The organism is Nocardiopsis deserti (assembly GCF_008638355.1).
GTDB lineage: Bacteria > Actinomycetota > Actinomycetes > Streptosporangiales > Streptosporangiaceae > Nocardiopsis > Nocardiopsis alborubida.
Genome location: NZ_ML703347.1, coordinates 432,989 through 456,107 on the forward strand (window position 1 = coordinate 432,989; position 23,119 = coordinate 456,107).

Below are 23,119 nucleotides of genomic sequence, written 5' to 3' on the forward strand. Positions count from 1 at the left end.
GCCACGAAGGGAGGCCCGGCATGACCGTCACCGAGGACTACATCGACGCCTCCGGCGGGGACTGGGACGACGTCATCGAGAAGGCGCAGGCCACCAGCGCCGAACGCCTCGTCGTCAACATGGGTCCCCAGCACCCCTCCACACACGGCGTGCTCCGGCTCATCCTCACCCTCGACGGCGAGACCTGCACCGAGGCACGCGTCGGTATCGGCTACCTGCACACCGGTATCGAGAAGAACATGGAGTACCGGACGTGGACGCAGGGCACCACGTTCGTGACCCGCATGGACTACCTGACGCCGCTGTTCAACGAGACGGCGTACTGCCTGGCGGTCGAGAAGCTGCTCGGCATCCAGGACCGCATCCCCGAGCGGGCCAACGTCATCCGCGTGATGATGATGGAGCTCAACCGGATGGCCTCGCACTTCGTGGCGATGGCGACCTTCGGCATGGAGCTGGGCGCGACCACGGTCATGACCAACGGCTTCCGTGAACGCGAGATGATCCTGGACATCTTCGAGCTGGTCACCGGCCTGAGGATGAACCACGCCTACGTCCGCCCCGGCGGCGTGGCCCAGGACCTGCCGCCCGGCGCGGTCGGCAAGGTCCGCGAGCTGCTCAAGGAGATGCCCAAGCGCATCACCGTCATGCGCAAGCTCCTGGACGAGAACCCCGTCTACCTCGCCCGCACACAGGACGTGGCCCACCTCAACCTGCCCGGCTGCATGGCGCTCGGCGTCACCGGACCGCTGCTGCGGGCCTCCGGCCTGGCCTGGGACCTGCGCAAGGCCAAGCCCTACTGCGGCTACGAGGACTACGAGTTCGACGTCCCGGTCTCCGACGGCGGCGACGTCTACGCCCGCTACCGGGTGCGCATAGCCGAGATGGACGAGAGCCTGAAGATCATCGAGCAGTGCCTGGACAAGCTCCAGCCCGGCCCGGTGATGATCCAGGACGCCAAGATCGGCTGGCCCGCCAAGCTGGCGCTGGGACCCGACGGCCTGGGCAACTCGCCCGACCACATCGCGCACATCATGAGCAGCTCCATGGAGGCGCTCATCCACCACTTCAAGCTGGTCACCGAGGGCTTCCGGGTCCCCGCGGGCCAGGTCTACGCGGCCGTCGAGAGCGCCAAGGGCGAACTCGGCTGCTACGCGGTCAGCGACGGGAGCACCCGTCCCCACCGCGTGCACTTCCGCGACCCCTCGTTCACCCACCTCCAGGCCGTCGCGGCCATGTGCGAGGGGGGAACGGTGGCGGACGTCATCGCCGCCGTGGCCAGTATCGACCCGGTGATGGGAGGAGTGGACCGGTGAGCGAGCACGAGACCACCGAGACCGCGGGGACGGCCGAGCCTCGCGAGGCGTTCCCCGCCGAGGTCACCGCACGGCTGGAGCCGGACGCCAAGGAGATCATCGGCCGCTACCCGCGGCCGAGGTCGGCGCTGCTGCCGCTGCTGCACCTGGTGCAGGCCGAGGAGGGGCACGTCAGCAAGGCCGGGATGCGCTTCTGCGCGGACCAGCTCGGCATCACCCTCGCCGAGGTCAACGCGGTCGCCACGTTCTACACCATGTACCGCCGCCGCCCCGGCGGCGACTACCAGGTGGGCGTGTGCACCAACACCCTGTGCGCGGTGATGGGCGGCGACGAGATCTTCCAGAGCCTCAAGGACCACCTGGGGGTCGGCAACAACGAGACCACCGAGGACGGCAGGGTCACGCTGGAGCACGTCGAGTGCAACGCGGCCTGCGACTTCGCGCCGGTCGTGATGGTCAACTGGGAGTTCTTCGACAACCAGACCCCCGACACGGCCAGGCGGCTCGTGGACGACCTGCGCCTGGGCAGGGACGTCGCGCCCACGCGCGGCCCCGCCAGCCTGTGCACCTGGAAGCAGGCCTCCCGGGTGCTGGCAGGGTTCGACGACGGCCGCGCGGGCGAGGGCGTCCAGGCCGCCGCGCCCTCCCTGGCCGGGTTGAAGCTGGCCCGGGAGCGCGGCTGGACCGCGCCCGACCCGGACAACCTCCCCGCCAAGCCTTCCGACCAGGGTGAGGAGGACGCCAAGTGACCACCCTGACCCCGATCCTGTCGCGCGACTGGGACCGCCCCGACTCCTTCACCCTGGAGGGCTACCGGGCCACCGGCGGCTACGGCGCGCTGCGCAAGGCGCTGGCCATGGAGCCCGACGCCATCGTGGACCTGGTCAAGAAGTCCGGCCTGCGCGGCCGCGGCGGCGCCGGGTTCCCCACGGGGATGAAGTGGGGCTTCCTGCCCGCGGACAACCCCAACCCGCGCTACCTCGTCGTCAACGCCGACGAGTCCGAGCCGGGCACCTGCAAGGACATCCCGCTCATGCTCGCCAACCCGCACGCGCTGGTGGAGGGGGTGGCGATCGCGGCGTACGCGATCAAGTCCAGCCAGGCCTTCATCTACGTGCGCGGCGAGGTCGTGCACGTCATCCGGCGCCTGCGCCGGGCCGTCGCCGAGGCCTACGAGGCCGGGCTGCTCGGCAGGGACGTCCTGGGCACCGGCTTCGACCTCGACGTGGTCGTCCACGCCGGGGCGGGCGCCTACATCTGCGGCGAGGAGACCGCGCTGCTGGACTCCCTGGAGGGCTACCGGGGTCAGCCCCGGCTCAAGCCGCCCTTCCCCGCGGTCGCCGGGCTCTACGCCTCGCCGACCGTGGTCAACAACGTCGAGTCCATCGCCAGCGTGCCGAGCATCGTGGCCAACGGCGCCGACTGGTTCACGTCCATGGGCACCGAGAAGTCCGCCGGGTTCGGCTTCTTCTCCCTGTCCGGGCACGTGGCCAACCCCGGCCAGTACGAGGCCCCGCTGGGCGTGACCCTGCGCGAGCTGCTCGACATGTCGGGCGGGATGCGGCCCGGGCACCGGCTCAAGTTCTGGACGCCCGGCGGCTCCTCCACGCCGATCTTCACCGAGGAGCACCTGGACACCCCGCTCGACTTCGAGTCGGTGGGCGCCGCCGGGTCCATGCTCGGCACCCGCGCCCTCCAGATCTTCGACGAGACCACCTGCGTCGTGAAGGCCGTCGGCCGCTGGATCGCCTTCTACGCCCACGAGTCCTGCGGCAAGTGCACGCCCTGCCGCGAGGGCAACTTCTGGATGGTCCAGGTCCTGGACCGGCTGGAGAACGGGCAGGGCACCGAGGCCGACCTCGACAAGCTCCTGGACATCTGCGACAACCTGCTCGGCCGCTCCTTCTGCGCCCTCGGCGACGGCGCGACCAGCCCGGTCACCTCCTCGATCAAGCACTTCCGCCAGGAGTACATCGACCACGTGGAGCGGGGCGGCTGCCCCTTCGACCACTCCCGGGCCACCCTCTGGGGCGACCGGCCGACCACGACGGGAGGACACCAGTGACCGTCACCTCCAACTCCTCCGGCGGCGCCGCGCCCGCACCGCCGCCCGAGGACCTCGTCACCGTCACCATCGACGGCTTCCAGGTCCAGGTGCCCAAGGGGACCCTCCTGATCCGGGCCGCCGAACTCCTCGGCATCCAGATTCCGAGGTTCTGCGACCACCCGCTGCTGGACCCGGTCGGGGCCTGCCGCCAGTGCCTGGTCGAGATCCCCGACATGGGCAACGGGCGCGGCATGCCCAAGCCGCAGGCCTCCTGCACCATCACCGTCATGGAGGGGATGGTGGTCAACACCCACCTGACCTCCCCGGTGGCGGAGAAGGCCCAGCGCGGGATCATGGAGTTCCTGCTCATCAACCACCCGCTGGACTGCCCGGTCTGCGACAAGGGCGGCGAGTGCCCCCTCCAGAACCAGGCCATGTCCACCGGGCGGGGTGAGACCCGCTTCACCGACGTCAAGCGGACCTTCCCCAAGCCGATCGCGCTGTCCACCGGGGTGCTGCTGGACCGGGAGCGCTGCGTGCAGTGCGCCCGCTGCACCCGCTTCGCCGCGCAGGTCGCGGGCGACCCGCTCATCGAGCTGATGGAGCGCGGCGCCGACGAGCAGGTCGGCATCGCCGAGGGCGAGCCCTTCCAGTCCTACTTCTCCGGCAACACCGTGCAGATCTGCCCGGTCGGCGCGCTCACCGGCTCCGCCTACCGGTTCCGGTCGCGCCCCTTCGACCTGGTGTCCACGCCCAGCGTGTGCGAGCACTGCGCCGACGGGTGCGCCCAGCGCACCGACCACCGGCGCGGCAAGGTCATGCGCCGCCTGGCCGGGGACGACCCGCAGGTCAACGAGGAGTGGAACTGCGACAAGGGCCGGTGGGCGTTCAGCTACACCACCCAGTCCGACCGCCTGTCCCGCCCGCTGGTGCGCGACGAGGAGTCCCGGGCCCTGGAGTTCGCCTCCTGGTCCGAGGCCATCGGCCTCGCCGCCCAGGGGCTGGCCGCCGCGCGCGGCCGGGTCGGCGTCCTGACCGGGGGCCGCCTCACCTACGAGGACGCCTACGCCTACGCCAAGTTCGCCCGCGTGGCCCTGCGCACCAACGACGTGGACGCCCGGGCCCGCGCGCACTCGCCCGAGGAGGCCGACTTCCTGGCCGCCCACGTGGCCGGGACCCCGGTCGGCGTGGACTTCACCGCCCTGGAGAAGGCGCCCGCGGTCCTGCTGGCCGGATTCGAGCCCGAGGACGAGTCGCCCCTGGTCTTCCTGCGGCTGCGCAAGGGCGTGCGCAAGCGCGGCCTCAAGGTCTACTCGGTCGGCTCCCACGCCAGCCTGGGCCTGACCAAGACCCGGGGAACCCTGGTCAGGGCCGTGCCCGGCGACGAGGCCCGCGTCCTCAACGCCCTGGACACCGACGACCCCGGCGTCGTGGCCGCCCTGAACGAGGAGGGCGCGGTCATCCTGGCGGGCGAGCGCCTGGCCGCCGTGCCCGGCGCCCTGACCGCCGCCGCGGCCCTGGCCGAGCGGACCGGCGCCCGCCTGGCGTGGGTGCCGCGCCGCGCGGGAGAGCGCGGGGCCGTCGACGCCGGAGCGCTGCCGGGCCTGCTGCCCGGAGGCCGACCGGTCACCGACCCCTCCGCCCGCGCCGAGGTCGCCCGGGTCTGGAACACGGGCTCCCTGCCCGAGGCCCCCGGACGCGACACCGCCGCCATCCTGGCGGCGGCCGCCGCCGGAGAGCTGGACGCCCTGGTGGTCGCCGGGGTGGAGCTGGACGACCTGCCCGACCCCGACGCCGCCCGCGCGGCCCTGGCCCGGGTGCCGTTCGTCGTCAGCCTCGAACTGCGCGCCAGCGACGTCACCGACCGCGCCGACGTGGTGCTGCCGGTGGCCGCCGTCGCCGAGAAGTCCGGCACCTTCGTCAACTGGGAGGGCCGCCACCGGCCCTTCGGCGACGCGCTCAGGGTGCCCGGCGCGCTGTCCGACCTGCGGGTGCTCTCCGCGATCGCCGACCAGATGGACGTGCACCTGGGCCTGCCCGACGCCGCGTCCGCCTACGGCGAGCTGATGGAGCTGGGCCTGTGGACCGGCGAGCGCGCGGACGGACCCCGCGTGCGGCCCGCCGAGGTCGTGCGGCCCGAGCCAGGCCAGGCCCTGCTGTCCACCTGGCGCCAGCTGCTCGGCACCGGCCGCATGGAGGACGGCGAGCCCTACCTCGCCGGGACCGCCCGGCAGGCGCGCGCCTACCTGTCCCAGGCCACGGCCGACGAGGTCGGCGTCCCCGACGGCGGGACGCTCCACGTCACCGGCGCCCGCGGCTCGGTCTCCGTGCCGGTCATCGTCACCGACATCGCCGACCGGGTCGTCTGGCTCCCGGCCAACGCCGACGGGTGCGACGTGCCCCGCGACCTGGGCGGCGGCGCCGGGCAGACCGTCCTGCTGGCCGCGTCCACCACCAACGGAACCGCCAGCGACGGAACCGGTAGCAACGGAACCGCCAGCAACGGGTCCTCCAGCACCAACGGGAGGCAGCAGTGACCCCCGCCGCTCTCGATCCGCGCGTCACCGCCCACCTTGCCTCCGAGGAGACACTGAGCGCCTTCGGCGGCGACCCCTGGTGGATCACCACCATCAAGGCGCTGGCGATCTTCGTCTTCCTCATGCTCTGCGTGCTGATGATGATCATGGCCGACCGCAAGGTCATGGGCCGGATGCAGCAGCGCCACGGACCCAACCGGATGGGCCCCTTCGGCCTGCTCCAGTCGCTCTTCGACGGCATCAAGCTCTCCCTCAAGGAGGACCTGATCCCGCGCGGGGTGGACCGGTTCGTCTACATCGCCGCGCCGGTGATCGCGGCCGTGCCCGCCTTCATCGCCTTCTCGGTGATCCCGATCGGGCCCGAGGTGAACCTGTTCGGGGTCATCACCCCGCTCCAGCTCACCGACCTGCCCGTCGCGGCCCTGGTGGTCCTGGCCACCGCCGCGCTGGGCGTCTACGGGTTCGTGCTCGGCGGCTGGGCCTCCCAGTCTCCCTACGCCCTGCTCGGCGGCCTGCGCGCCTCCGCGCAGGTGATCAGCTACGAGATCGCGATGGGCCTGTCCTTCGTCGCGGTCTTCATCATGTCCGGGACCCTGACCACCTCGGGGATCGTCGAGTCCCAGCGCGGGCTGTGGTTCGCCGTGCTGCTCCTGCCGTCCTTCCTCATCTACCTGGTGACGATGGTCGGCGAGACCAACCGGCTGCCCTTCGACCTGGCCGAGGGCGAGGGCGAGATCGTCGGCGGCTTCATGACCGAGTACGGGTCCATGAAGTTCACGATGTTCTTCCTCGCGGAGTACGTGAACATGTGCACGGTCGCCGCCGTGTCCGTCACGCTCTTCCTCGGCGGCTGGCTCGCCCCGCCCGGGATCACGGCGTTCCTGCCGGGCGCCAACGAGGGCTGGTGGCCCGCCCTGTGGTGGCTGCTCAAGTTCGTCTGCGTGATGTTCCTGTTCATCTGGGCGCGCGGCAGCCTGCCCCGGGTGCGCTACGACCAGCTCATGAAGCTGGGCTGGAAGGTGCTCATCCCGATCCAGCTGGTGTGGATCACCGCCGTCGCCGTCGTGCGGATGCTCGTCCTGGACGGCGCCTCCCCGGTGGTCGTCGGTGCGGTGGTCGCCGCCTTCACCGCCGCGACCGTGGCCGCCTTCGCCGCCTGGCTGCGCCACGCGCGCCGCGAGCGCGCCGAGGAGGCCCGCCAGCGCGCCGAGAACGCCCGACGGGCGCACCGGGACCCCGCATTCGGCGGCTTCCCGGTTCCGCCGAGCGCCGCCCCGCACTACGGCAGCAGCATGCTCGCCGAACCGCCGCGGACGGCCCCGGCCGCCGCCGACCGCAACAAGAAGGGTGAGGAGGTTACCGGTGCTTGAGTGGCTCAACCCCGTCAAGGGTTTCGGTGTCACCTTCCACACGATGTTCAAGAAGGTGCCGACCGTCGAGTACCCGGAGGTCAAGCGCCCCACGGCGCCGCGCTTCCACGGACGGCACCAGCTGAACAGGTGGGCCGACGGCCTGGAGAAGTGCATCGGGTGCGAACTGTGCGCCTGGGCCTGTCCGGCCGACGCCATCTACGTGGAGGCCGGTGACAACACCGACGACGACAGGTACTCGCCCGGCGAGCGCTACGGCCGGGTCTACCAGATCAACTACCTGCGGTGCATCCTGTGCGGGTTGTGCGTGGAGGCCTGCCCCACACGCGCCCTGACGATGACCAACGAGTACGAGCTGGCCGACGACAGCAGGCAGAGCCTGATCTGGACCAAGGAGCAGCTGCTGGCCCCGCTGCGCGAGGGGATGGAGCAGCCGCCCCACCCCATGCGCCTGGGCGAGACCGAGCAGGACTACTACGCCACCGGGCGCGGCCAGCACGGCTCACAGGACGGCCACGAGGCGCCCGAGACTCCGGAGGCGGTCCGTTGAACCCGCTCACCAGCGTCCCCGCCGCCCCGCCGTCCGACCAGCCGCTGTACCTGGCCGCGCCGATCGGCGGCGGCGAGGCGACCGCGTTCTGGATCCTGGGCGCCGTGGTCCTCCTCGGCGCCCTGGGCGTGGTCTTCTCCCGCAAGGCCGTGCACTCGGCGATGTCCATGGCGCTGACCATGCTCGGCCTGGCCGTGTTCTACGGCATCAACGCGGCGCCCTTCCTCATGGTCGTGCAGATCGTCGTCTACACCGGCGCCGTCCTCATGCTGTTCCTGTTCGTGCTGATGCTCATCGGCGTCAGCTCGGCCGACTCCCTGGTGGAGACCATCAGCGGACAGCGCGTCATGACGGCCGTCGTCGCCCTGGCCTTCGTCGGCGCCCTGGCCACCGGCATCACCCGCATCGCCGTGGGCGACCCGGTCGGCCTCACCGAGGGAGCCGCGGCCGCCGGGGGCACCATCCCGTGGATCGCGGGCGAGCTGCTGCTGCGCTACGTGGTCGCCTTCGAGGCCACCGGCGCGCTGCTCATCACCGCGGTCCTGGGCGCGATGGTCCTGGCGCACACCGCCCGCACCAAGAAGCGCCGCACACAGCGGGAGATCGCCGAGGACCGCATCCGTGGCGACCACCCGACACCGCTGCCGGGACCGGGCACCTACGCCCGGCACAACGCGATCGACATGCCCGCGCTGCTGCCGGACGGCTCGGTCTCCCAGCTCTCGCTCAACCCCGTCCTGACCGCGCGAGACCCCGAGTACCAGTCCCGGGTGCCCGAGACCGTGCGCACCGGCCAGGCGGCGCTGCCCGGCGGGGCCTCGGACTCGGTCGGGTCCAAGACGGCCGAGCCGGCCGCCGACGACCGGGCCCGGCCCGCGGCGGAGGCGCCCGGGGGCCAGGTGGAGACCGGCACGCGGGTCGAGGGCGACGCCGACGAGGGCGACGGCCCCGGCGGGGCCGAGGGCTCCGGCGGTCCCGACGACGTGGACGGACCGCGCAACGGCAACGGCAACGGGCAGGAGGTCGAGTCCTCGTGGACCCGATGAACTACATCGTCCTCGCGGCGCTGCTGTTCACCATCGGCGCCGTCGGCGTCCTGGTCCGGCGCAACGCGATCATCGTCTTCATGTGCGTGGAGCTGATGCTCAACGCCTGCAACCTGGCGTTCGTCGCGTTCGCCCGGATGCACGGGGACATCGAGGGGCAGGTCATCGCCTTCTTCGTGATGGTCGTCGCCGCCGCGGAGGTGGTCGTGGGCCTCGCGATCATCATGCAGATCTTCCGAACCCGCAGGTCGGCGTCGCTGGATGACGCCAACCTGCTCAAGCACTAGAAGGCGACGTGGCTGTGACATCTCACGCGTACCTCGCCGCCGAACCCGTGGTGGCGACCGCGGCCGACAGCGCCGTGCTGTCGGGCGCATGGCTGCTCATCGCCCTGCCGCTCGCGGGCGCGGCGATCCTGCTGCTCGGCGGCAGGCGCACCGACAAGTGGGGGCACTGGCTGGCCACGGCCCTGCCGGTCGCCTCCTTCGCCTGGGCGCTCCTCGTCCTGTTCGACCTGCTCGGCAGGGCGGCCGACGCGCGCAGCGTCTCCGTCCCCGTCTACGAGTGGTTCTCCGTCGGCGAGTTCTCCGCCGGGGTGGACCTGCTCGTCGACCCCCTCTCGATCAGCTTCGTCCTGCTGATCACCTTCGTGGGGTCGCTCATCCACATCTACTCCGTCGGCTACATGGCCGAGGACCCGGGCAGGCGGCGCTTCTTCGCCTACCTCAACCTGTTCGTGGCCGCCATGCTCGTGCTGGTGCTCGCGGACAACTTCGTGCTGCTCTTCCTCGGCTGGGAGGGTGTGGGCCTGGCGTCCTACCTGCTCATCGGGTTCTGGCAGTACAAGCCCTCCGCCGCGGTGGCCGCCAAGAAGGCGTTCCTCATCAACCGCGTCGGCGACATGGGCCTGCTCATCGCGATCATGATCATGTTCGCGGTGCTGGGCGCGGTCAGCTTCAGCGACGTGTTCGCGGCCGTCCCGGGCGCGGGCGACGGCGTGCTGCTCGCGATCGGACTGCTGCTGCTCCTGGGCGCCTGCGGCAAGTCCGCGCAGCTGCCGCTCCAGGCGTGGCTGCTCGACGCCATGGAGGGCCCGACCCCGGTGTCCGCGCTCATCCACGCGGCCACCATGGTCACCGCCGGCGTGTACCTCATCGTGCGCGCCGGACCCATCTTCGAGGGCGCCCCGGTGGCCCAGACCGTGGTCACCGTCGTGGGCGCCGCGACCATGCTGGCGGGCGGGATCATCGCCTCGGCCAAGGACGACATCAAGAAGTCCCTGGCCGGGTCCACGATGAGCCAGATCGGCATGATGGTCCTGGCCGCCGGGCTCGGCCCGGTCGGCTACGTGGCCGCCATCGCCCACCTGGTCACCCACGGCTTCTTCAAGGCCGGGCTGTTCCTGGGCGCCGGATCGGTCATGCACGCCATGAACGACGGCGTGGACATGCGCCGCTACGGCGGGCTGGCCCGGGTCATGCCGGTCACCTTCGTCACCTTCGGCCTGGGCTACCTGGCCATCATCGGCTTCCCGCTGCTGTCGGGCTGGTGGACGAAGGAGAGCATCATCTCCGCGGCCTTCGGCGTGGGCGGCACCCAGGGCATGGTGCTCGGGACCGCCGTCATCGTCGGCGCCGGGCTCACCGCCTTCTACATGTCGCGGATGGTCTTCATGACCTTCCTCGGCAGGAAGCGGTGGGACGAGGGAGTGCACCCGCACGAGTCACCGGTCAGCATGACCGCCCCCATGGTGGTGCTGGCCGTCGGGTCGGTCGCGCTGGGCGCCTTCCTCACGCTCGGCGACCGGTTCGCGGGCTTCCTGGCCCCGTCCACCGGGGCCCACCCGCACCACTTCGACGTCGTGCACGCGTTCACCGCGCCCTACGGACTGGCCGCCCTGGGCGTCATGGTCCTGGGCGTGGCCGCCGCCTGGGCGGTGTACCTGCGCAGGCCGGTGGAGCGCACCGCGCCCCGGGGCAACCTCGTCACCGTCGCCGCCAGCCGCGAGCTGTACGGCAACGAGATCAACGAGGGCCTGCTCATGCGGCCCGGACAACAGCTCACCCGGGCCCTGCTCGTCATCGAGGACAAGGTCATCGACGGGGCGGTCAACGGACTGGGCGCCGGGGTGCGCGACTCCTCCAGCGGGTTGGGCCGGGTCCAGACCGGGTTCGCCCGCACGTACGCGCTCACCATGCTCTTCGGCGCCGTCATCGTCGCCGCGACGCTGGCTGTGAGGTTCTGACATGATCCCCTGGCTCACCATCGCGATCGCGCTCCCCGCGGTCGGCGCGGTCCTGGTCTGGGCGCTGCCGCGCACCGCCAGGACCGCCACGGAGCGGACGGCCGCGGCCTCGGCCGCCTCGTCCGCCACCGCCTCCTCCGGAGGTGCCACCGCCACGGCGACGGCCGTGCGGCCCGCCGCCGCGGCCGGGGCCCCGGCCGAGACCGCCAAGCGGCTCACGCTGGGCTTCTCGCTCGCCACCCTGCTCGTGCTCGGGGCCATGGCCCTCCAGTTCGACACCTCCCGGGCGGGAGCCCTCCAGTTCGAGGAGGTCCACCCCTGGATCCCGCGCTTCGGCGTCAGCTACGCCGTGGGCGTGGACGGCATCGCCCTGGCGCTGGTCCTGATGTCGGCCGTGCTGGTGCCCCTGGTGGTCCTGGCCGCCTGGCGCGAGCACGACGACCGCGAGGACGGGGGGCGCGGGTACTTCGCGCTCATCCTGGTCCTGGAAGCGATGATGATCGGCGTCTTCGCCGCCACCGACGTCTTCCTGTTCTACGTGTTCTTCGAGGCCATGCTCATCCCGGTCTACTTCATGATCGGGCGCTACGGGCGCGGCGACGACCGGGCCAGAGCCGCGGTCAAGTTCCTGCTCTACAGCCTCGCCGGCGGCCTGGTCATGCTGGTCGCGGTGATCGGCGTGTACGTCGTCGGCGGCACCTTCCTGTGGAGCGACCTGGTCGGCGAGGGCAGCGCCCTGGCCGCGGTGGACCCGGCCACGGCCCGCTGGCTGTTCCTCGGCTTCTTCATCGCCTTCGCGATCAAGGCGCCGATGTGGCCCGTGCACACCTGGCTGCCCTCGGCGGCGGGCGCCTCGCGCCCGGGCACCGCCGTGCTGCTGGTCGGCGTGCTGGACAAGGTCGGCACCTACGGGATGCTGCGCTACTGCCTGGAGCTTTTCCCGGCGGCCGTGTCCTGGTTCGTGTGGCCGGTGGTGGCGCTGAGCCTGGTGAGCATCATCTACGGTGCGATCCTGGCCATCGGGCAGAACGACATGATGCGCCTGGTGGCGTACACGTCGGTCTCCCACTTCGGCTTCATCACCCTGGGCATCTTCGCCCTGACCGCGCAGGGGCAGGCCGGGGCCGCCCTGTACATGGTCAACCACGGGTTCGCGACCGGGGCGCTGTTCCTGGTCGTGGGCTTCCTGATCGCCCGCCGCGGCTCCGCGCTCATCAGCGACTACGGCGGCGTGCAGCGGATCGCGCCCCGGCTGGCCGGGGTGTTCCTGGTGACGGGCCTGGCCGGTCTGGCGCTGCCGGGGCTGGCTCCGTTCGTCAGCGAGTTCCTGGTGTTCGTCGGCGTGTACGCGTTCAGCCCGGCCCCCGCGGTCATCGCGGCGGTCGGTGTGGTCCTGGCCGCGCTCTACATCCTGTGGATGTACCAGCGCACCATGAACGGACCCACCAGGGAGGACCTGACCGGACTGCGCGACCTGTCCGCGCGGGAGACGTGGGCGGTGGCCCCGCTGCTCGCGCTCATCCTCCTGCTCGGCCTGTACCCGCAGCCGGTGCTGGACGTGATCAACCCCGCGGTGGAGCGCACCGTGGAGGTCGGCGCGGGCCCTGACAGCGGGACCGGGGGCGCCGCGGGCGCCCAGGAAGAGGAAGGAGACGCGGAGTGATCCCCCACATGGACCTTCCCGTCATCACCGAGGCGCCGCCGCAGCTGGACTGGTGGCTGCTCGCGCCGCTGCTCACGGTGTTCGCCGCCGGTGTGCTGGGCGTGCTGTTCGAGGCGTTCGTCCCGCGGGAGCGGCGCCGCGGCATCCAGATCGGGCTCGCGGCGCTCGCGCTGCTGGCCGTGTTCGTCCTGCTGGTGCTCCAGGTGGGCTCGCTGCCCGAGGACGCGCCGGGGGTGACGGTCGGCGTCGGGGCGCTGGCGGTGGACCGGACGGTGATCTTCTTCCAGGGCACCATCACCGTGCTGGCGCTGGTGAGCCTGCTGCTGATCTCCGAGCGCCGGGACGGGCGCGACGCGTTCGCCGCGCAGGCGGCGACGGTGCCCGGCAGCGAGGAGGAGCGCGCGCACATCATGGCGGGCTCCCAGCACACCGAGGTGTACCCGCTGGTGATGTTCGCGGTGCTGGGGATGCTGATGTTCCCGGCCTCGAACGACTTCCTGACGATGTTCATCGCGCTGGAGGTCATGAGCCTGCCGCTGTACCTGCTGTGCGGACTGGCCCGGCGCCGCCGCCTGTTCTCGCAGGAGGCCGCGGTCAAGTACTTCCTGCTGGGCGCGTTCTCCTCGGCGTTCTTCCTGTTCGGCGCCGCCATGGTCTACGGCTACGCGGGCTCGGTGAACTTCGGCGAGATCCGCGCGGCCGTCGAGGCGGGCGGCGCGGACATCTTCCGGGGCGGCGACGGCGAGCCGCTGCTGCTCATGGGCATCGGCCTGGTGGCGGTCGGCCTGCTGTTCAAGGTCGGCGCGGTGCCCTTCCACAACTGGAAGCCGGACGTGTACCAGGGCGCGCCGACCCCGATCACGGCCCTGATGGCCTCCTGCACGCTGGTCGCCGCGTTCGGCGCCCTGCTGCGGGTGTTCTTCGTGCCCTTCGGGGGCTCGGCCCAGACCTGGGAGCCGATGCTGTGGGCGGTGGCCGTCCTGACGATGGTCGTGGCCGCGGTCATCGCGGTGACCCAGCGCGACGTCAAGCGGCTGCTGGCCTACTCGTCGGTGGTGCACGCCGGGTTCATCCTGACCGCGGTCGTGGCGGGCAGCACGGACGGGCTCGCGGGCGCCATGTTCTACCTGGCGGCCTACGGGTTCACCACGCTGGGCGCGTTCGCCGTGGTGACGCTGGTGCGGACCAAGGACGGCGGCCAGGAGCTGGGCGACCTGGACCGGTGGGCGGGGCTGGGACGCCGCTCGCCGGTGCTGGCCGGAGCGCTGGCGCTGTTCCTGCTGGCGTTCGCCGGGATCCCGCTCACGAGCGGCTTCATCGGCAAGTTCGCGGTGTTCGAGGCGGCGGTGGCGGCCGGTGCCGTTCCGCTGGTCGTGGTGGGTGTGCTGAGCAGCGCGGTGACCGCGTTCTTCTACGTGCGGATCATCGTGGTGATGTTCTTCCGGGACCCGGAGGGCGAGGGCCCCACGGTGGTGCGCGCGGGTGCGGCCACGGGCGGGGTCATCGCGATCGGGGTGGCGGCGACGCTGCTGCTCGGCGTGTACCCGGGCGCGGTGCTCGACAACCTGCTGCCCTCGGTCGACGCCGACCAGGCTCCGACCTCGGTGATGGTGGACCAGGCGTCCACGGAGACCGGATCCGCCGGAGGCGCGGAGTGACCGGCGGCCGTGGACGTGCGCTGACCGGCGGGTACGGGCGCGGGGTCCGAGGCGGGTGCGAACGCTGACCCCAAGTGACCGGCAGAGTGACCAATTACCGGGTCTGACCTGGGATTCGTCACCTGCCGGTTCCGTACCCGGGTGTGGCTTTGGCTGTTCATTCCGGGTCGGATACCGTGGCAAGTCGGATCATGTTCATGTGCTGAGCACGCGGCGGCCCCCTCACCCGGGGTCACCTCCGTGCCGTTCGACAGGTGGAGCTGTACGGTGAGCGGTGCTGTCCCGAGCGGGTTTCTCGCTCTGCCGAGAGTCGACGATGCCCTTGCCCGGGAGGTCCAGGACGACCTGGAGAAGGTCGAGGACCTGCTGCGGGAGTCGGTCGCGTCGAGCGACCCCCTGCTGACCGAGGCGGCGTCCCACCTGCTGGCGGCCGGGGGCAAGCGCTTCCGCGCGACCCTGGTGCTGCTGGCCGCCCACTTCGGGGACCCGTCCGTGCCCGACCTCATCCCGGCCGCGGCCGTGGTGGAGCTCACCCACGTGGCCACGCTCTACCACGACGACGTCATGGACGAGGCGGAGCTGCGGCGCGGCGAGCCCAGCGCCAACCAGCGCTGGGGCAACAGCGTCGCCATCCTGACCGGCGACTACGTGTTCGCCCGCGCCTCGGAGATGCTCGCCGACCTGGGCACCGAGGCGGTCCGGCTCCAGGCGACCACGTTCGGGCGCCTGGTGCAGGGGCAGATCCTGGAGACCTCCGGTCCGCAGGAGGGCACCGACCCGCTGGACCACTACCTGAGGGTGATCAGCGACAAGACCGCGTCCCTGATCGCGTCGTCGGCGGAGTTCGGCGGCATGTTCGGCAAGGTCGACCCCGAGACGATCGGGACGGTCACGCGGGCGTGCGACGCGCTGGGGATGGCCTTCCAGCTGGCCGATGACCTGCTGGACGTGGCGAGCGAGAGCACGGACTCGGGCAAGACCCCGGGGACGGACCTGCGCGAGGGCGTGCTGACCCTGCCGATGTTCTACGCGCTGCGCTCCCAGGACGCGGCGGACGAGCGGCTCAAGTCGCTGCTGGGCCGCCCGCTGGGGGACGAGGAGGCCGAGGAGGCGCTGGCGCTGCTGCGGGTGCACCCGGCGATGACCGAGGCCGAGGCCACCCTGCGCGGCTGGGCCGACAAGGCGCGCGCGGAGCTGGCGACCCTGCCCCAGAGCCCGGCGAGGGGCGCCTTCGAGGCGCTGTGCGACTACGTGGTCGAGCGCTCGGGCTGACCTCCCGCGGGTGTCCACAGGGGCGCCTGCGGCGGCCGAGGGGCAAGGGACCCAAGGACTGACGACGGCGCCGCCCGGTGGGGCGGCGCCGTTTCGCTGTGCCCGGGCGGTGGGCAGCACTCCGCACGTCCGCCCGCGTGTGTGGGCGGCAGCGGCCCTCTTCGCCGTGATCTTGTACTTATAGCGAGGTTCGACCGTCGAGGTTGGCTATAAGTACAAGATCATCACAGGTCAGAACCCTTGCATCACGCCAGCAACGTTTCCGGCCAGTCCAAACTCGGTACCCACCGGTGGACGTTCCAGGTTCGACAGACGCGCGAGGGCCGGGCGTCCGTCACGCTCTCCCTCCTCGTGGGGCGGGGTGGGCCCCGCGCGGCTCCCTACGGCCGTCAGGCGTCCTCCGGTGGCATGACCGGGCTCCCGATGCCCCCGTTCCAGGGCAGGACGTCCTCGAAGTCGCATGCGGCGATCGCGGGGCACCCGGCGCTCCAGAGGGCCCGCAGGACGGCGGCGGTCGTCTCGACGAGTCTTTCCTCGGCCGCCCTCTCCCCGCTGTCGAGTTCCACGACCACCGGCCAGAAGAGAAAGTCCGTCTCGCCCGCCACGTGCTCCTTGTTCCGGCGGACGTCGACGAAGAGGTCGCCGAGGCGTGCCGTGCCCCTGCTGAAACCGACGCCGAGGAGCGCGGACAGCAGGGCCCGCGCGTCGGTCGCGGTCGTCCCTCCGACGAAGACCTTGCAGTACAGGTCGGCGTGCGGGTTCATTCGGGCACCTCGGCGTTCGGAACGTGGCCCGGAGCGGGCCGTGTCGGGGCCCGACGACGCTACCAACGCGTTCCGGCCCGGGGCCGGCGCGGGTGACGCGACGACGGCGCCGCCCGGTGGGGCGGCGCCGTCGCCGTTCTCTCAGCCCCGCCGTGCGGGGAGGCCGCGCCGGTGTCGCGGTGGGATTCCGTTCAGGTGCCCGGCGGACCGCCCCGGGACCGGCGGGCGCGGCGGGGGAGAGCCGTCGCGCCCGCCGGCTGTGCGGGGTCGCGCCCTAGCTCACGACGGGCAGGGCCTCGGAACCGGGCAGGTCCATGAAGGTCGGGTGCTGCGTCATGCCCGCCGGGGTCTCCTGCGGGACGGTGCCGCCCTCGACGGACAGCAGGTCGCTGGTGTCCACGTCGTTCAGCAGGTCCGTGCCCCGGCTCAGCGCGGCCACCAGGTCCTCGGCGGTCTCGGTGTTGACGCCCTCCGCGACCCCGGGCACCCCGGCGTCGGCGAGCTGCGGCACGACGGAGTCCACCGCGTCGTCGACCACGGGCACACCGGTGCCGGAGAGGCGGGGCACCCCGGACTCGGCCAGGGGGCCCTCCACGTTCAGGGGCTGGAGCTCGGCGGTCCGGAGGTCGCCGCTCTCGGAACCGCTCCTGAGGGCGTCGGCCAGGTCGCCCAGGCCGGGCGTCGCGGGCGCCGACGCGCTCTGCCGCACGGTGGAGGGGCCGCCCAGGCCCAGGGCGTCCTCCAGGGCGGGGGCCTCGGCGCCGTCCAGCGCCAGGCTGTTGCCGCCGGTCACCGAGGACAGGTCCGAGGTGTCGGGCAGCCTGGCGACGTCGTGGAGCCGTGAGGTGTCCGGCAGCTGGGCGACCTGGTCGACCCGGGGCAGGTCCACCTGCTCGCGCAGCCCGTAGACCGACTCCAGGGTGTGCGGCAGCACCGTGACGGCGGTCTCCTCCACCGCCTCACCCGCCCGGTGGCCGCCGTGCTCCAGGGCCCGCCCGGCGTCGTGGCCGATGGTGTCGTGGGGGTCGCCGTCCAGGCCGGTGGCGTCCTGGACCTCGAAGACGGTGTCGGCCAGCTCGGAGGTCGGGTTGGGCACCTCGCCGAGCGGGGTCCGGATGTCCTCCCCCGCGGGCAGCGGGGCGGAGAGGTCGGGAGCGGGCTTGTCGGGGTTGTGCGCGGTCTCCTGGAGCTCCGACAGGGCGCTGTCGGCGATCGGCCCGACGCCCTCGGGCGCCAGGCTGTTCACGGTGGGGGCGACGCCCTCCACCAGGGCGCGCTCGACGACGGGAGCGATCTCGTGGACGGGCGAGGAGAGGCTCTCGGCACCGGAGACCCCGGCACCGAGGGCGACGAAGCCCGCCGTTCCGGCGGCGAGGAGGACGGCCCTGGCTGATACGCGCTTGACCTGCGTCATGGGTTTCCCTTCGGAGGTTGTGCTCTGGATCAGTGGATACGGGGGCCGAACGCGTGGGGCGCGCTCGGCCGGAGCCGGGGTGGACCACCGGCTGGCGTGAATTCCGTGAACGGGGCACGGGACTCAGGTCAGCTCCCAGAGGGCCGGGCTGGGACGGGTCCGTGCGCGGGAGCGTGCGTCCGCGCGGGAGGGGCGCGTCCTAGTCGGGGGAGACCGTGGGGTCGTCGCTGGGGCCGCCGGGCACCGTGAGCAGGGCCCGGGCGGCGAGCAGGACGGCGTCGGCGGAGGGCGCGGTGACGGGCGCCGCGGTGAGGTAGCCCGCGACGGCGGGAACGGGGGCGGAGCCCCCGGCGGGCGCGGCCGAACCGGTGGTGAGCTGGTGGGCGGAGGAACCGGGGACCGCGGCCGCGGCGCCCGGCCGCTCGCTCAGGTCCTCCCCGGCGGGGGCCCCGGCGGTGTCCGCGGGGAGGACGGCGCCGTGCCCGTGGACGGTCCCGTGCGCGGTCCCGCCAACGGCGCCGTCGTCCTCCGCCCGCTCGCGCGGTTCGGTCCCGGAGCCGTCGCCGTCAGGCTCCGGGCCGGGGTCGGAGACCGCGGAGGCCACGGCGGAGAGGAGTCCTCCGGCGGTGCGGCCGTCGCGGTCGAGTCCGCGGACCGCGCCCCGTGCGCCCTCGCCCATCCCGGCGACCGGCCACGCGCCCTCGGGCAGGACCACGGCGGTCCCGGCGGCGGTGCGCCCGGCCCCGTGTTCGAGGCGCTGGTGCACCGTGCCGAGGGTGGAGGCGACCGGCTCGGTCACCTGGCCGACGCCCTCGGGGACGACCTCGCCGAGGCGGCCGGAGTCCCCGAGCCGGAGGGAGGAGGCGTCCAGGGACGCGCTGTCCAGGGAGACGCGGTCGGAGGAAGCGAGGCCTGAGGAAGCGCGGTCCCGCAGGGTGTGGTGCGGGGCGGTGCGCTCCGAGGAGGCGCGGTCATGGCTCCCGGAGGCGCCGGAGAAGCCGTCCGACAGCCGACCGGCGGTGAGTGAACCCTCGCCGAGCAGGGGGCGGGAGGCGCCCGTGCTGGAGTCGGAGCCGCCGGAGTCAGCGGAGGCGGGGGCCGCGCCGAGCAGCCACAGGCCGACCAGCAGCGCCCCGGCCAGAAGCGGCAGCAGGAGCAGGGAGGGCGCCTCGGGGCACACGGCCGCGGCGGCGCGCGTGGCGCGTGCCGTTCGGCTGGTGCGAGGCATGGGAGGGCCCTCCGGGACGTGCGGCCTGGTCCGAGCCGGGAGAGGCCCCCGGCTCGCGACCTGACGTTAGCACAGAGTCACAGAGGGTAGTTTGGGTTTTCCGCAACCAGGGAATGCCGGGTCAGTCCGCGGGCTCCGGCCGGGCGGGTCCCCCCGGAAGCGGCTTCCGGGGAGACCCGAGCTCCCGTCGCCGCTGGTCGTCGGGGCCCCCGTCCTGCTTCCCGGTCGGCTCCTCGGGTTGTTTCCCGGGCTGTTCCTCGGGCTGTTCCTCGGTCTGCTCCCCGTCCCGGTCGGAGGCGCGTGGCCGGGGACGGGAACGGACGTCGCGGACCTGGTCGACGACGAACACGCACAGCGCCAGCCACACCAGCGCGAAGCCCAGCCAGCGGGCGGGCGGCATGTCCTCGCCCTGCACCAGCCAGCCGACGAAGAACATGATGACCGGGGCGATGTACTGGAGGATGCCGATGACGCTCAGGGGGACCTGGCGCGCGGCCACGCCGAACAGCAGCAGCGGCAGGGCGGTCACGAAGCCGCCGCCGACCAGCAGGGCGGTGTGGCCCGCCGACACCGAGAACGCGGTTCCGGCACCGGTGGCCTCCAGGTGGACCACGAAGCCCAGCGCCGGCAGGAACATCACCAGGGTCTCGATGGTCAGGCTCTGCACGCCGTCCAGGTCCACGTACTTCTTCACCGCGCCGTAGGCGGCGAAGGAGGAGGCCATGAGCAGCGACAGCCACGGGGCCACGCCGTAGGCGACGGTCATCACGGCCACGGCCAGGACGCCGAGGCCGACCGCCACCCACTGGAGGGTCCGCAGCCGCTCGGAGAACAGCATCACCCCCAGGCACACCGACATGAGCGGGTTGATGAAGTACGCGAGCGAGGCCTGGAGGGTCTGCTCGGTGGAGACCGCGTAGATGAACCCCCACCAGTTGACGGAGATCAGCACCGCCGCCGCGGCCACCGGCAGCAGGCGGCGGGGGCTGCGCAGCACCGAGGGGAACCAGGACCAGCCCCGGCGGGTGACGAGGAGGACGACGCACATCGCGAGCAGGGCCCACACCATGCGGTGGGCGAGGATCTCGCTGGGTTCGGAGGAGGAGAGGAGGGGCCAGTACAGGGCCGCCACACCCCAGAGGAGGAAGGCGGCCGCCCCGAGGACGACACCACGCTTGGATTCCGGCACGCCAGCAATGGTAGGACGAATTGTCCGGAGTGTCTTCCCCGCGGACGCGGCGGTGACCTCCGCCGTCCGCGTCCGTCCACAGGTTCGATCGCGTCCGTGCGCCGGACCAGGCCCGTGGATACCCTGGGGAGCATGTTCGGGACAAAGACGACCATGGTCGATCCAGCACGCGCCCTGCCCGGTCGGGACACCCCGATGGACGTGCCCTTCGGGCACACGGTGCTGGGCACCAGCCTCACCCCGCCCTACCCGGAGGGCAGCCAGGTCGCCGACGTGGCGATGGGCTGCTTCTGGGGCGCCGAGCGCGTGTTCTGGCGCCTGGGCGCGGAGCGGGGGATCATCACGACCGCGGTGGGCTACGCGGGCGGCTACACGCCCAACCCGACCTACGAGGAGGTGTGCTCGGGACTGACCGGGCACACCGAGGCGGTGCGCGTGGTGTTCGACCCCGAGCGCATCTCGTACGCGGAGATCCTCAAGGTGTTCTGGGAGGGCCACGACCCGACCCAGGGCATGCGCCAGGGCAACGACGTGGGCACCCAGTACCGGTCGGCGATCCTGTACCACGACGACGCCCAGCGGGTCGCGGCCGAGGCCAGCCGCGACGCCTTCCAGCCGGTGCTGGCCCGGGCGGGCTACGGGCCGATCACCACCGAGATCGCGCCGCTGCGCGCGTTCTACTTCGCCGAGGACTACCACCAGCAGTACCTGTCCGACGCCAAGAACCCCAACGGCTACTGCGGGATCGGCGGGACCGGTGCCAGCTGCCCGATCGGCGTGGCGCCCACGGAGTGAGCAGGGTCCTCTCCGATCAGGCCCGCGTCGGCGTGACGGCGCCGCCGGGCCCGCCGGGCCGGTCGGAGGCGCCCGGCGGGACGAGGGCCCCGACCGCCCTGTGGGGCGCCCCGCGGCCCCGCCGACGGCGGGGCCGGGACGGGCGGGGCCCGCGCGCTACTTCACAGCGCCCGCCGACAGCCCGGACACGAGGTAGCGCTGGACCAGCATGAAGGCGACGACCACCGGCAGGGAGATGGTCACCGACGCGGCCAGCAGCTCGTTCCACAGGGTGTCGGTCTGGCTGGTGTAGAGCTTCAGCCCGATGGAGAGCGTGCGGGTCTCGGTGTCGGTGAGCACCGAGGCGAACAGCACCTCGCCCCAGGCGGTGATGAACGCGAACACCCCGACGGCGAGGATGCCCGGGCGGGCCACGGGGAGGATGACCCGGACCAGGGCGCCGATCCTGCTGGTGCCGTCGATCATCGCCGCTTCCTCCAGGCCCTCGGGGATGGCGCTGAAGTACCCGGCCAGCATCCAGATCGAGAACGGCAGGGCGAAGGTCAGGTAGGTGATGATGAGCCCGGTGTAGGAGCCGGTGAACTCGATGCCGGTGAGGTCCTCCATCCGTACGAAGATCAGGAAGAGCGGCAGCAGGAACAGGATGCCGGGAAACATCTGCGTCGAGAGCACCGTCATGCTGAACAGCCGCCTGCCGCGGAAGCGCAGCCGTGACAGCGGATAGGCGGCCAGCACCGCCACCACCAGAGCCAGGGCCGTCGCCGTGGTGGTGACGACCAGGCTGTTGGTGAGGTAGCGGGCCAACGGGATCGTCGTCCACATGTCCACGTACGGCTGGAGGGTGACGCGGTCCGGAAACCAGGTGAACATTCCCCGGACGTTCTCCAGCGGCTTCACCGAGGTCACCACCAGCACGTACAGGGGCAGCACGGTGAACACGGTGAGGAAGGTCAGGACGATCCGGCGGAACCAGCGGAATCCCCGTGTCTCATTCATTGCCACTCCCCTTGGGCAGCACCATCCGGACGTAGACCGCCGACGCGATGACCAGCGCGACGAGCAGCAGCACGCTCATCGCGGAGCCCAGTCCGAAGTTCCAGTTGACGAAGGAGTGCTCGTAGATCAGCGGTGAGATCAGCCGCGCGCTCTCGGGTGAGGTGTCGCCGAAGAGCAGGAAGGGGATGTTGAACTCGTTGAACGTCCACAACGTCATGACGAGCAGCACGACCGCGTTCGCCGAGCGCACCATGGGCAGCGTGATGCCGGTGAAGCGCCTCCAGGTCGAGGCGCCGTCGATGGCGGCTGCCTCGTACATGTCCTCGGGGATGCTCTGTAGCGCCGCCAGCAGCATCAGGAACGCGAACGGCCACAGCCGCCACACCGAGACGATCACCAGCACCCAGAAGGCGTTCTCACCGATGAGCCAGAACGGACGCTCGTCCAGCAGTCCCAGATCCTCCACGAGCAGTCGGTTGACCATGCCGTCGCGCTGGTTGAACATGAACGCCCAGACGATCGCGGCGACGTAGACCGGCAGGGCGTAGGGCACGAGGAACAGGGTGCGCAGTACGCCGCGCCCCCGGAACTTCGTGTTCAGCGCGACAGCGGCGGCCATCCCCAGCACCCACGACACCCCGACCACCAGCACGGTGTAGACGGTGGTGCGGAACAGGCTCTCGAACAGGGCGCTGCCCAGGGCGTTCCCGGGATCGAGACCGCGGACGAAGTTGTCGAGGCCGACCAGCGGCGCCGTCGTCCAGCGCCGGATGGTCAGCTGCGTCAGCGAGGTGAACGCGATGTAGATCCCCAGGGCCATGGGGATGATATGGACCAGCAGCTCCAGTACCGCCGCCGGCAGCAGCATGCCGTACGGCAGGAACCACCCCGGGCGGCGCGTGCGCCGCCTGCCCGGTTCTTCCACGGGGCCGGCCCCGGGCAGGACCTCAGCGGTACCGGGCCCCTGTTCTTCTGTAGTCGACATCTAGCGCCTCCATCAGACGGCCGCCCCGCCGCGGGGACGGGGCG

The 23,119-nt window shown here is 72.0% G+C and carries 19 protein-coding genes; 13 read left to right on the forward strand and 6 right to left on the reverse strand.

Annotated elements, in window-relative coordinates; all coding sequences use genetic code 11:
* Positions 1-20: 20 nt before the first annotated feature.
* The 12 genes from FYW99_RS01970 (at position 21) to FYW99_RS02025 (ending at position 15,704) form a co-directional block, all read left to right on the forward strand.
* The gene (locus FYW99_RS01970; RefSeq protein WP_150249388.1) at positions 21-1,316 is read left to right on the forward strand and encodes an NADH-quinone oxidoreductase subunit D; all 1,296 of its coding nucleotides are present in this window, start codon (positions 21-23) and stop codon (positions 1,314-1,316) included.
* Complete coding sequence (gene nuoE / locus FYW99_RS01975) at positions 1,313-2,065, forward strand: NADH-quinone oxidoreductase subunit NuoE (RefSeq protein WP_150249392.1); 753 nt, start codon at positions 1,313-1,315, stop codon at positions 2,063-2,065. Before FYW99_RS01970 ends, nuoE begins: the two co-directional genes overlap by 4 nt.
* Positions 2,062-3,381 (forward strand): NADH-quinone oxidoreductase subunit NuoF, encoded by a 1,320-nt coding sequence (gene nuoF / locus FYW99_RS01980; protein WP_150249395.1) that lies wholly within the window; start codon positions 2,062-2,064, stop codon positions 3,379-3,381. The genes nuoE and nuoF overlap by 4 nt, the downstream gene beginning before the upstream one ends.
* Complete coding sequence (locus FYW99_RS01985; protein ID WP_150249398.1) at positions 3,378-5,900, forward strand: NADH-quinone oxidoreductase subunit G; 2,523 nt, start codon at positions 3,378-3,380, stop codon at positions 5,898-5,900. The genes nuoF and FYW99_RS01985 overlap by 4 nt, the downstream gene beginning before the upstream one ends.
* The gene (gene nuoH / locus FYW99_RS01990) at positions 5,897-7,270 is read left to right on the forward strand and encodes an NADH-quinone oxidoreductase subunit NuoH (RefSeq protein ID WP_150249400.1); all 1,374 of its coding nucleotides are present in this window, start codon (positions 5,897-5,899) and stop codon (positions 7,268-7,270) included. The genes FYW99_RS01985 and nuoH overlap by 4 nt, the downstream gene beginning before the upstream one ends.
* The gene (gene nuoI / locus FYW99_RS01995) at positions 7,263-7,820 is read left to right on the forward strand and encodes an NADH-quinone oxidoreductase subunit NuoI (RefSeq protein ID WP_013156049.1); all 558 of its coding nucleotides are present in this window, start codon (positions 7,263-7,265) and stop codon (positions 7,818-7,820) included. The genes nuoH and nuoI overlap by 8 nt, the downstream gene beginning before the upstream one ends.
* Positions 7,817-8,866, forward strand: coding sequence for an NADH-quinone oxidoreductase subunit J (locus FYW99_RS02000; RefSeq protein ID WP_150249405.1), 1,050 nt, complete (start codon positions 7,817-7,819; stop codon positions 8,864-8,866). The genes nuoI and FYW99_RS02000 overlap by 4 nt, the downstream gene beginning before the upstream one ends.
* A complete protein-coding gene (gene nuoK, locus FYW99_RS02005) occupies positions 8,854-9,153 on the forward strand; it encodes an NADH-quinone oxidoreductase subunit NuoK (RefSeq protein WP_013156051.1) in 300 nt (99 codons plus the stop codon). Before FYW99_RS02000 ends, nuoK begins: the two co-directional genes overlap by 13 nt.
* A 14-nt stretch (positions 9,154-9,167) precedes the next feature.
* Positions 9,168-11,111, forward strand: coding sequence for an NADH-quinone oxidoreductase subunit L (gene nuoL / locus FYW99_RS02010; RefSeq protein WP_150249408.1), 1,944 nt, complete (start codon positions 9,168-9,170; stop codon positions 11,109-11,111).
* Position 11,112: 1 nt separating this feature from the next.
* The gene (locus tag FYW99_RS02015) at positions 11,113-12,774 is read left to right on the forward strand and encodes an NADH-quinone oxidoreductase subunit M (protein WP_150249411.1); all 1,662 of its coding nucleotides are present in this window, start codon (positions 11,113-11,115) and stop codon (positions 12,772-12,774) included.
* A gap of 8 nt (positions 12,775-12,782) precedes the next feature.
* Positions 12,783-14,432 (forward strand): NADH-quinone oxidoreductase subunit NuoN, encoded by a 1,650-nt coding sequence (gene nuoN, locus FYW99_RS02020; RefSeq protein ID WP_150249861.1) that lies wholly within the window; start codon positions 12,783-12,785, stop codon positions 14,430-14,432.
* Positions 14,433-14,699: 267 nt separating this feature from the next.
* Entirely contained in the window at positions 14,700-15,704 is a 1,005-nt protein-coding gene (locus FYW99_RS02025) for a polyprenyl synthetase family protein (RefSeq protein WP_150249413.1), read from the forward strand.
* Positions 15,705-16,093: 389 nt separating this feature from the next.
* On the opposite strand, the gene FYW99_RS02030 is transcribed toward FYW99_RS02025, so the two are convergent.
* The 4 genes from FYW99_RS02030 to rarD all read right to left on the reverse strand — a co-directional run bounded on the left by FYW99_RS02030 (position 16,094) and on the right by rarD (position 20,299).
* Positions 16,094-16,468, reverse strand: a complete 375-nt coding sequence (locus tag FYW99_RS02030) for a hypothetical protein (RefSeq protein ID WP_150249416.1) — start codon at positions 16,466-16,468, stop codon at positions 16,094-16,096.
* 274 nt (positions 16,469-16,742) lie between these two features.
* Positions 16,743-17,882, reverse strand: a complete 1,140-nt coding sequence (locus FYW99_RS02035) for a hypothetical protein (RefSeq protein WP_150249420.1) — start codon at positions 17,880-17,882, stop codon at positions 16,743-16,745.
* Between the two features lie 199 nt (positions 17,883-18,081).
* Positions 18,082-19,110, reverse strand: a complete 1,029-nt coding sequence (locus tag FYW99_RS02040; RefSeq protein ID WP_150249424.1) for a flagellar associated protein — start codon at positions 19,108-19,110, stop codon at positions 18,082-18,084.
* Between the two features lie 121 nt (positions 19,111-19,231).
* Positions 19,232-20,299, reverse strand: coding sequence for an EamA family transporter RarD (rarD, locus tag FYW99_RS02045; protein WP_150249427.1), 1,068 nt, complete (start codon positions 20,297-20,299; stop codon positions 19,232-19,234).
* 132 nt (positions 20,300-20,431) lie between these two features.
* Between rarD and msrA the strand changes: the two genes are divergently transcribed.
* Positions 20,432-21,094 (forward strand): peptide-methionine (S)-S-oxide reductase MsrA, encoded by a 663-nt coding sequence (gene msrA / locus FYW99_RS02050; protein WP_150249430.1) that lies wholly within the window; start codon positions 20,432-20,434, stop codon positions 21,092-21,094.
* Positions 21,095-21,250: 156 nt separating this feature from the next.
* On the opposite strand, the gene FYW99_RS02055 is transcribed toward msrA, so the two are convergent.
* Positions 21,251-22,090, reverse strand: coding sequence for a carbohydrate ABC transporter permease (locus FYW99_RS02055; RefSeq protein ID WP_150249433.1), 840 nt, complete (start codon positions 22,088-22,090; stop codon positions 21,251-21,253).
* Positions 22,083-23,075: a carbohydrate ABC transporter permease gene (locus tag FYW99_RS02060; RefSeq protein WP_150249437.1), complete on the reverse strand. Its 993-nt coding sequence runs from the start codon at positions 23,073-23,075 to the stop codon at positions 22,083-22,085. The genes FYW99_RS02055 and FYW99_RS02060 overlap by 8 nt, the downstream gene beginning before the upstream one ends.
* Positions 23,076-23,119 lie beyond the last annotated feature (44 nt).

Coding starts and splice junctions, on each gene's coding strand:
- FYW99_RS02055 (WP_150249433.1), bottom strand. CDS start 22,090: ATGAATGAGACACGGGGATTCCGCTGGTTCCGCCGGATCGTCCTGACC.
- FYW99_RS02035 (WP_150249420.1), bottom strand. CDS start 17,882: ATGACGCAGGTCAAGCGCGTATCAGCCAGGGCCGTCCTCCTCGCCGCC.
- FYW99_RS02060 (WP_150249437.1), bottom strand. CDS start 23,075: ATGTCGACTACAGAAGAACAGGGGCCCGGTACCGCTGAGGTCCTGCCC.
- msrA (WP_150249430.1), top strand. CDS start 20,432: ATGTTCGGGACAAAGACGACCATGGTCGATCCAGCACGCGCCCTGCCC.
- FYW99_RS02040 (WP_150249424.1), bottom strand. CDS start 19,110: ATGCCTCGCACCAGCCGAACGGCACGCGCCACGCGCGCCGCCGCGGCC.
- FYW99_RS02030 (WP_150249416.1), bottom strand. CDS start 16,468: ATGAACCCGCACGCCGACCTGTACTGCAAGGTCTTCGTCGGAGGGACG.
- FYW99_RS01970 (WP_150249388.1), top strand. CDS start 21: ATGACCGTCACCGAGGACTACATCGACGCCTCCGGCGGGGACTGGGAC.
- FYW99_RS02015 (WP_150249411.1), top strand. CDS start 11,113: ATGATCCCCTGGCTCACCATCGCGATCGCGCTCCCCGCGGTCGGCGCG.
- nuoN (WP_150249861.1), top strand. CDS start 12,783: ATGGACCTTCCCGTCATCACCGAGGCGCCGCCGCAGCTGGACTGGTGG.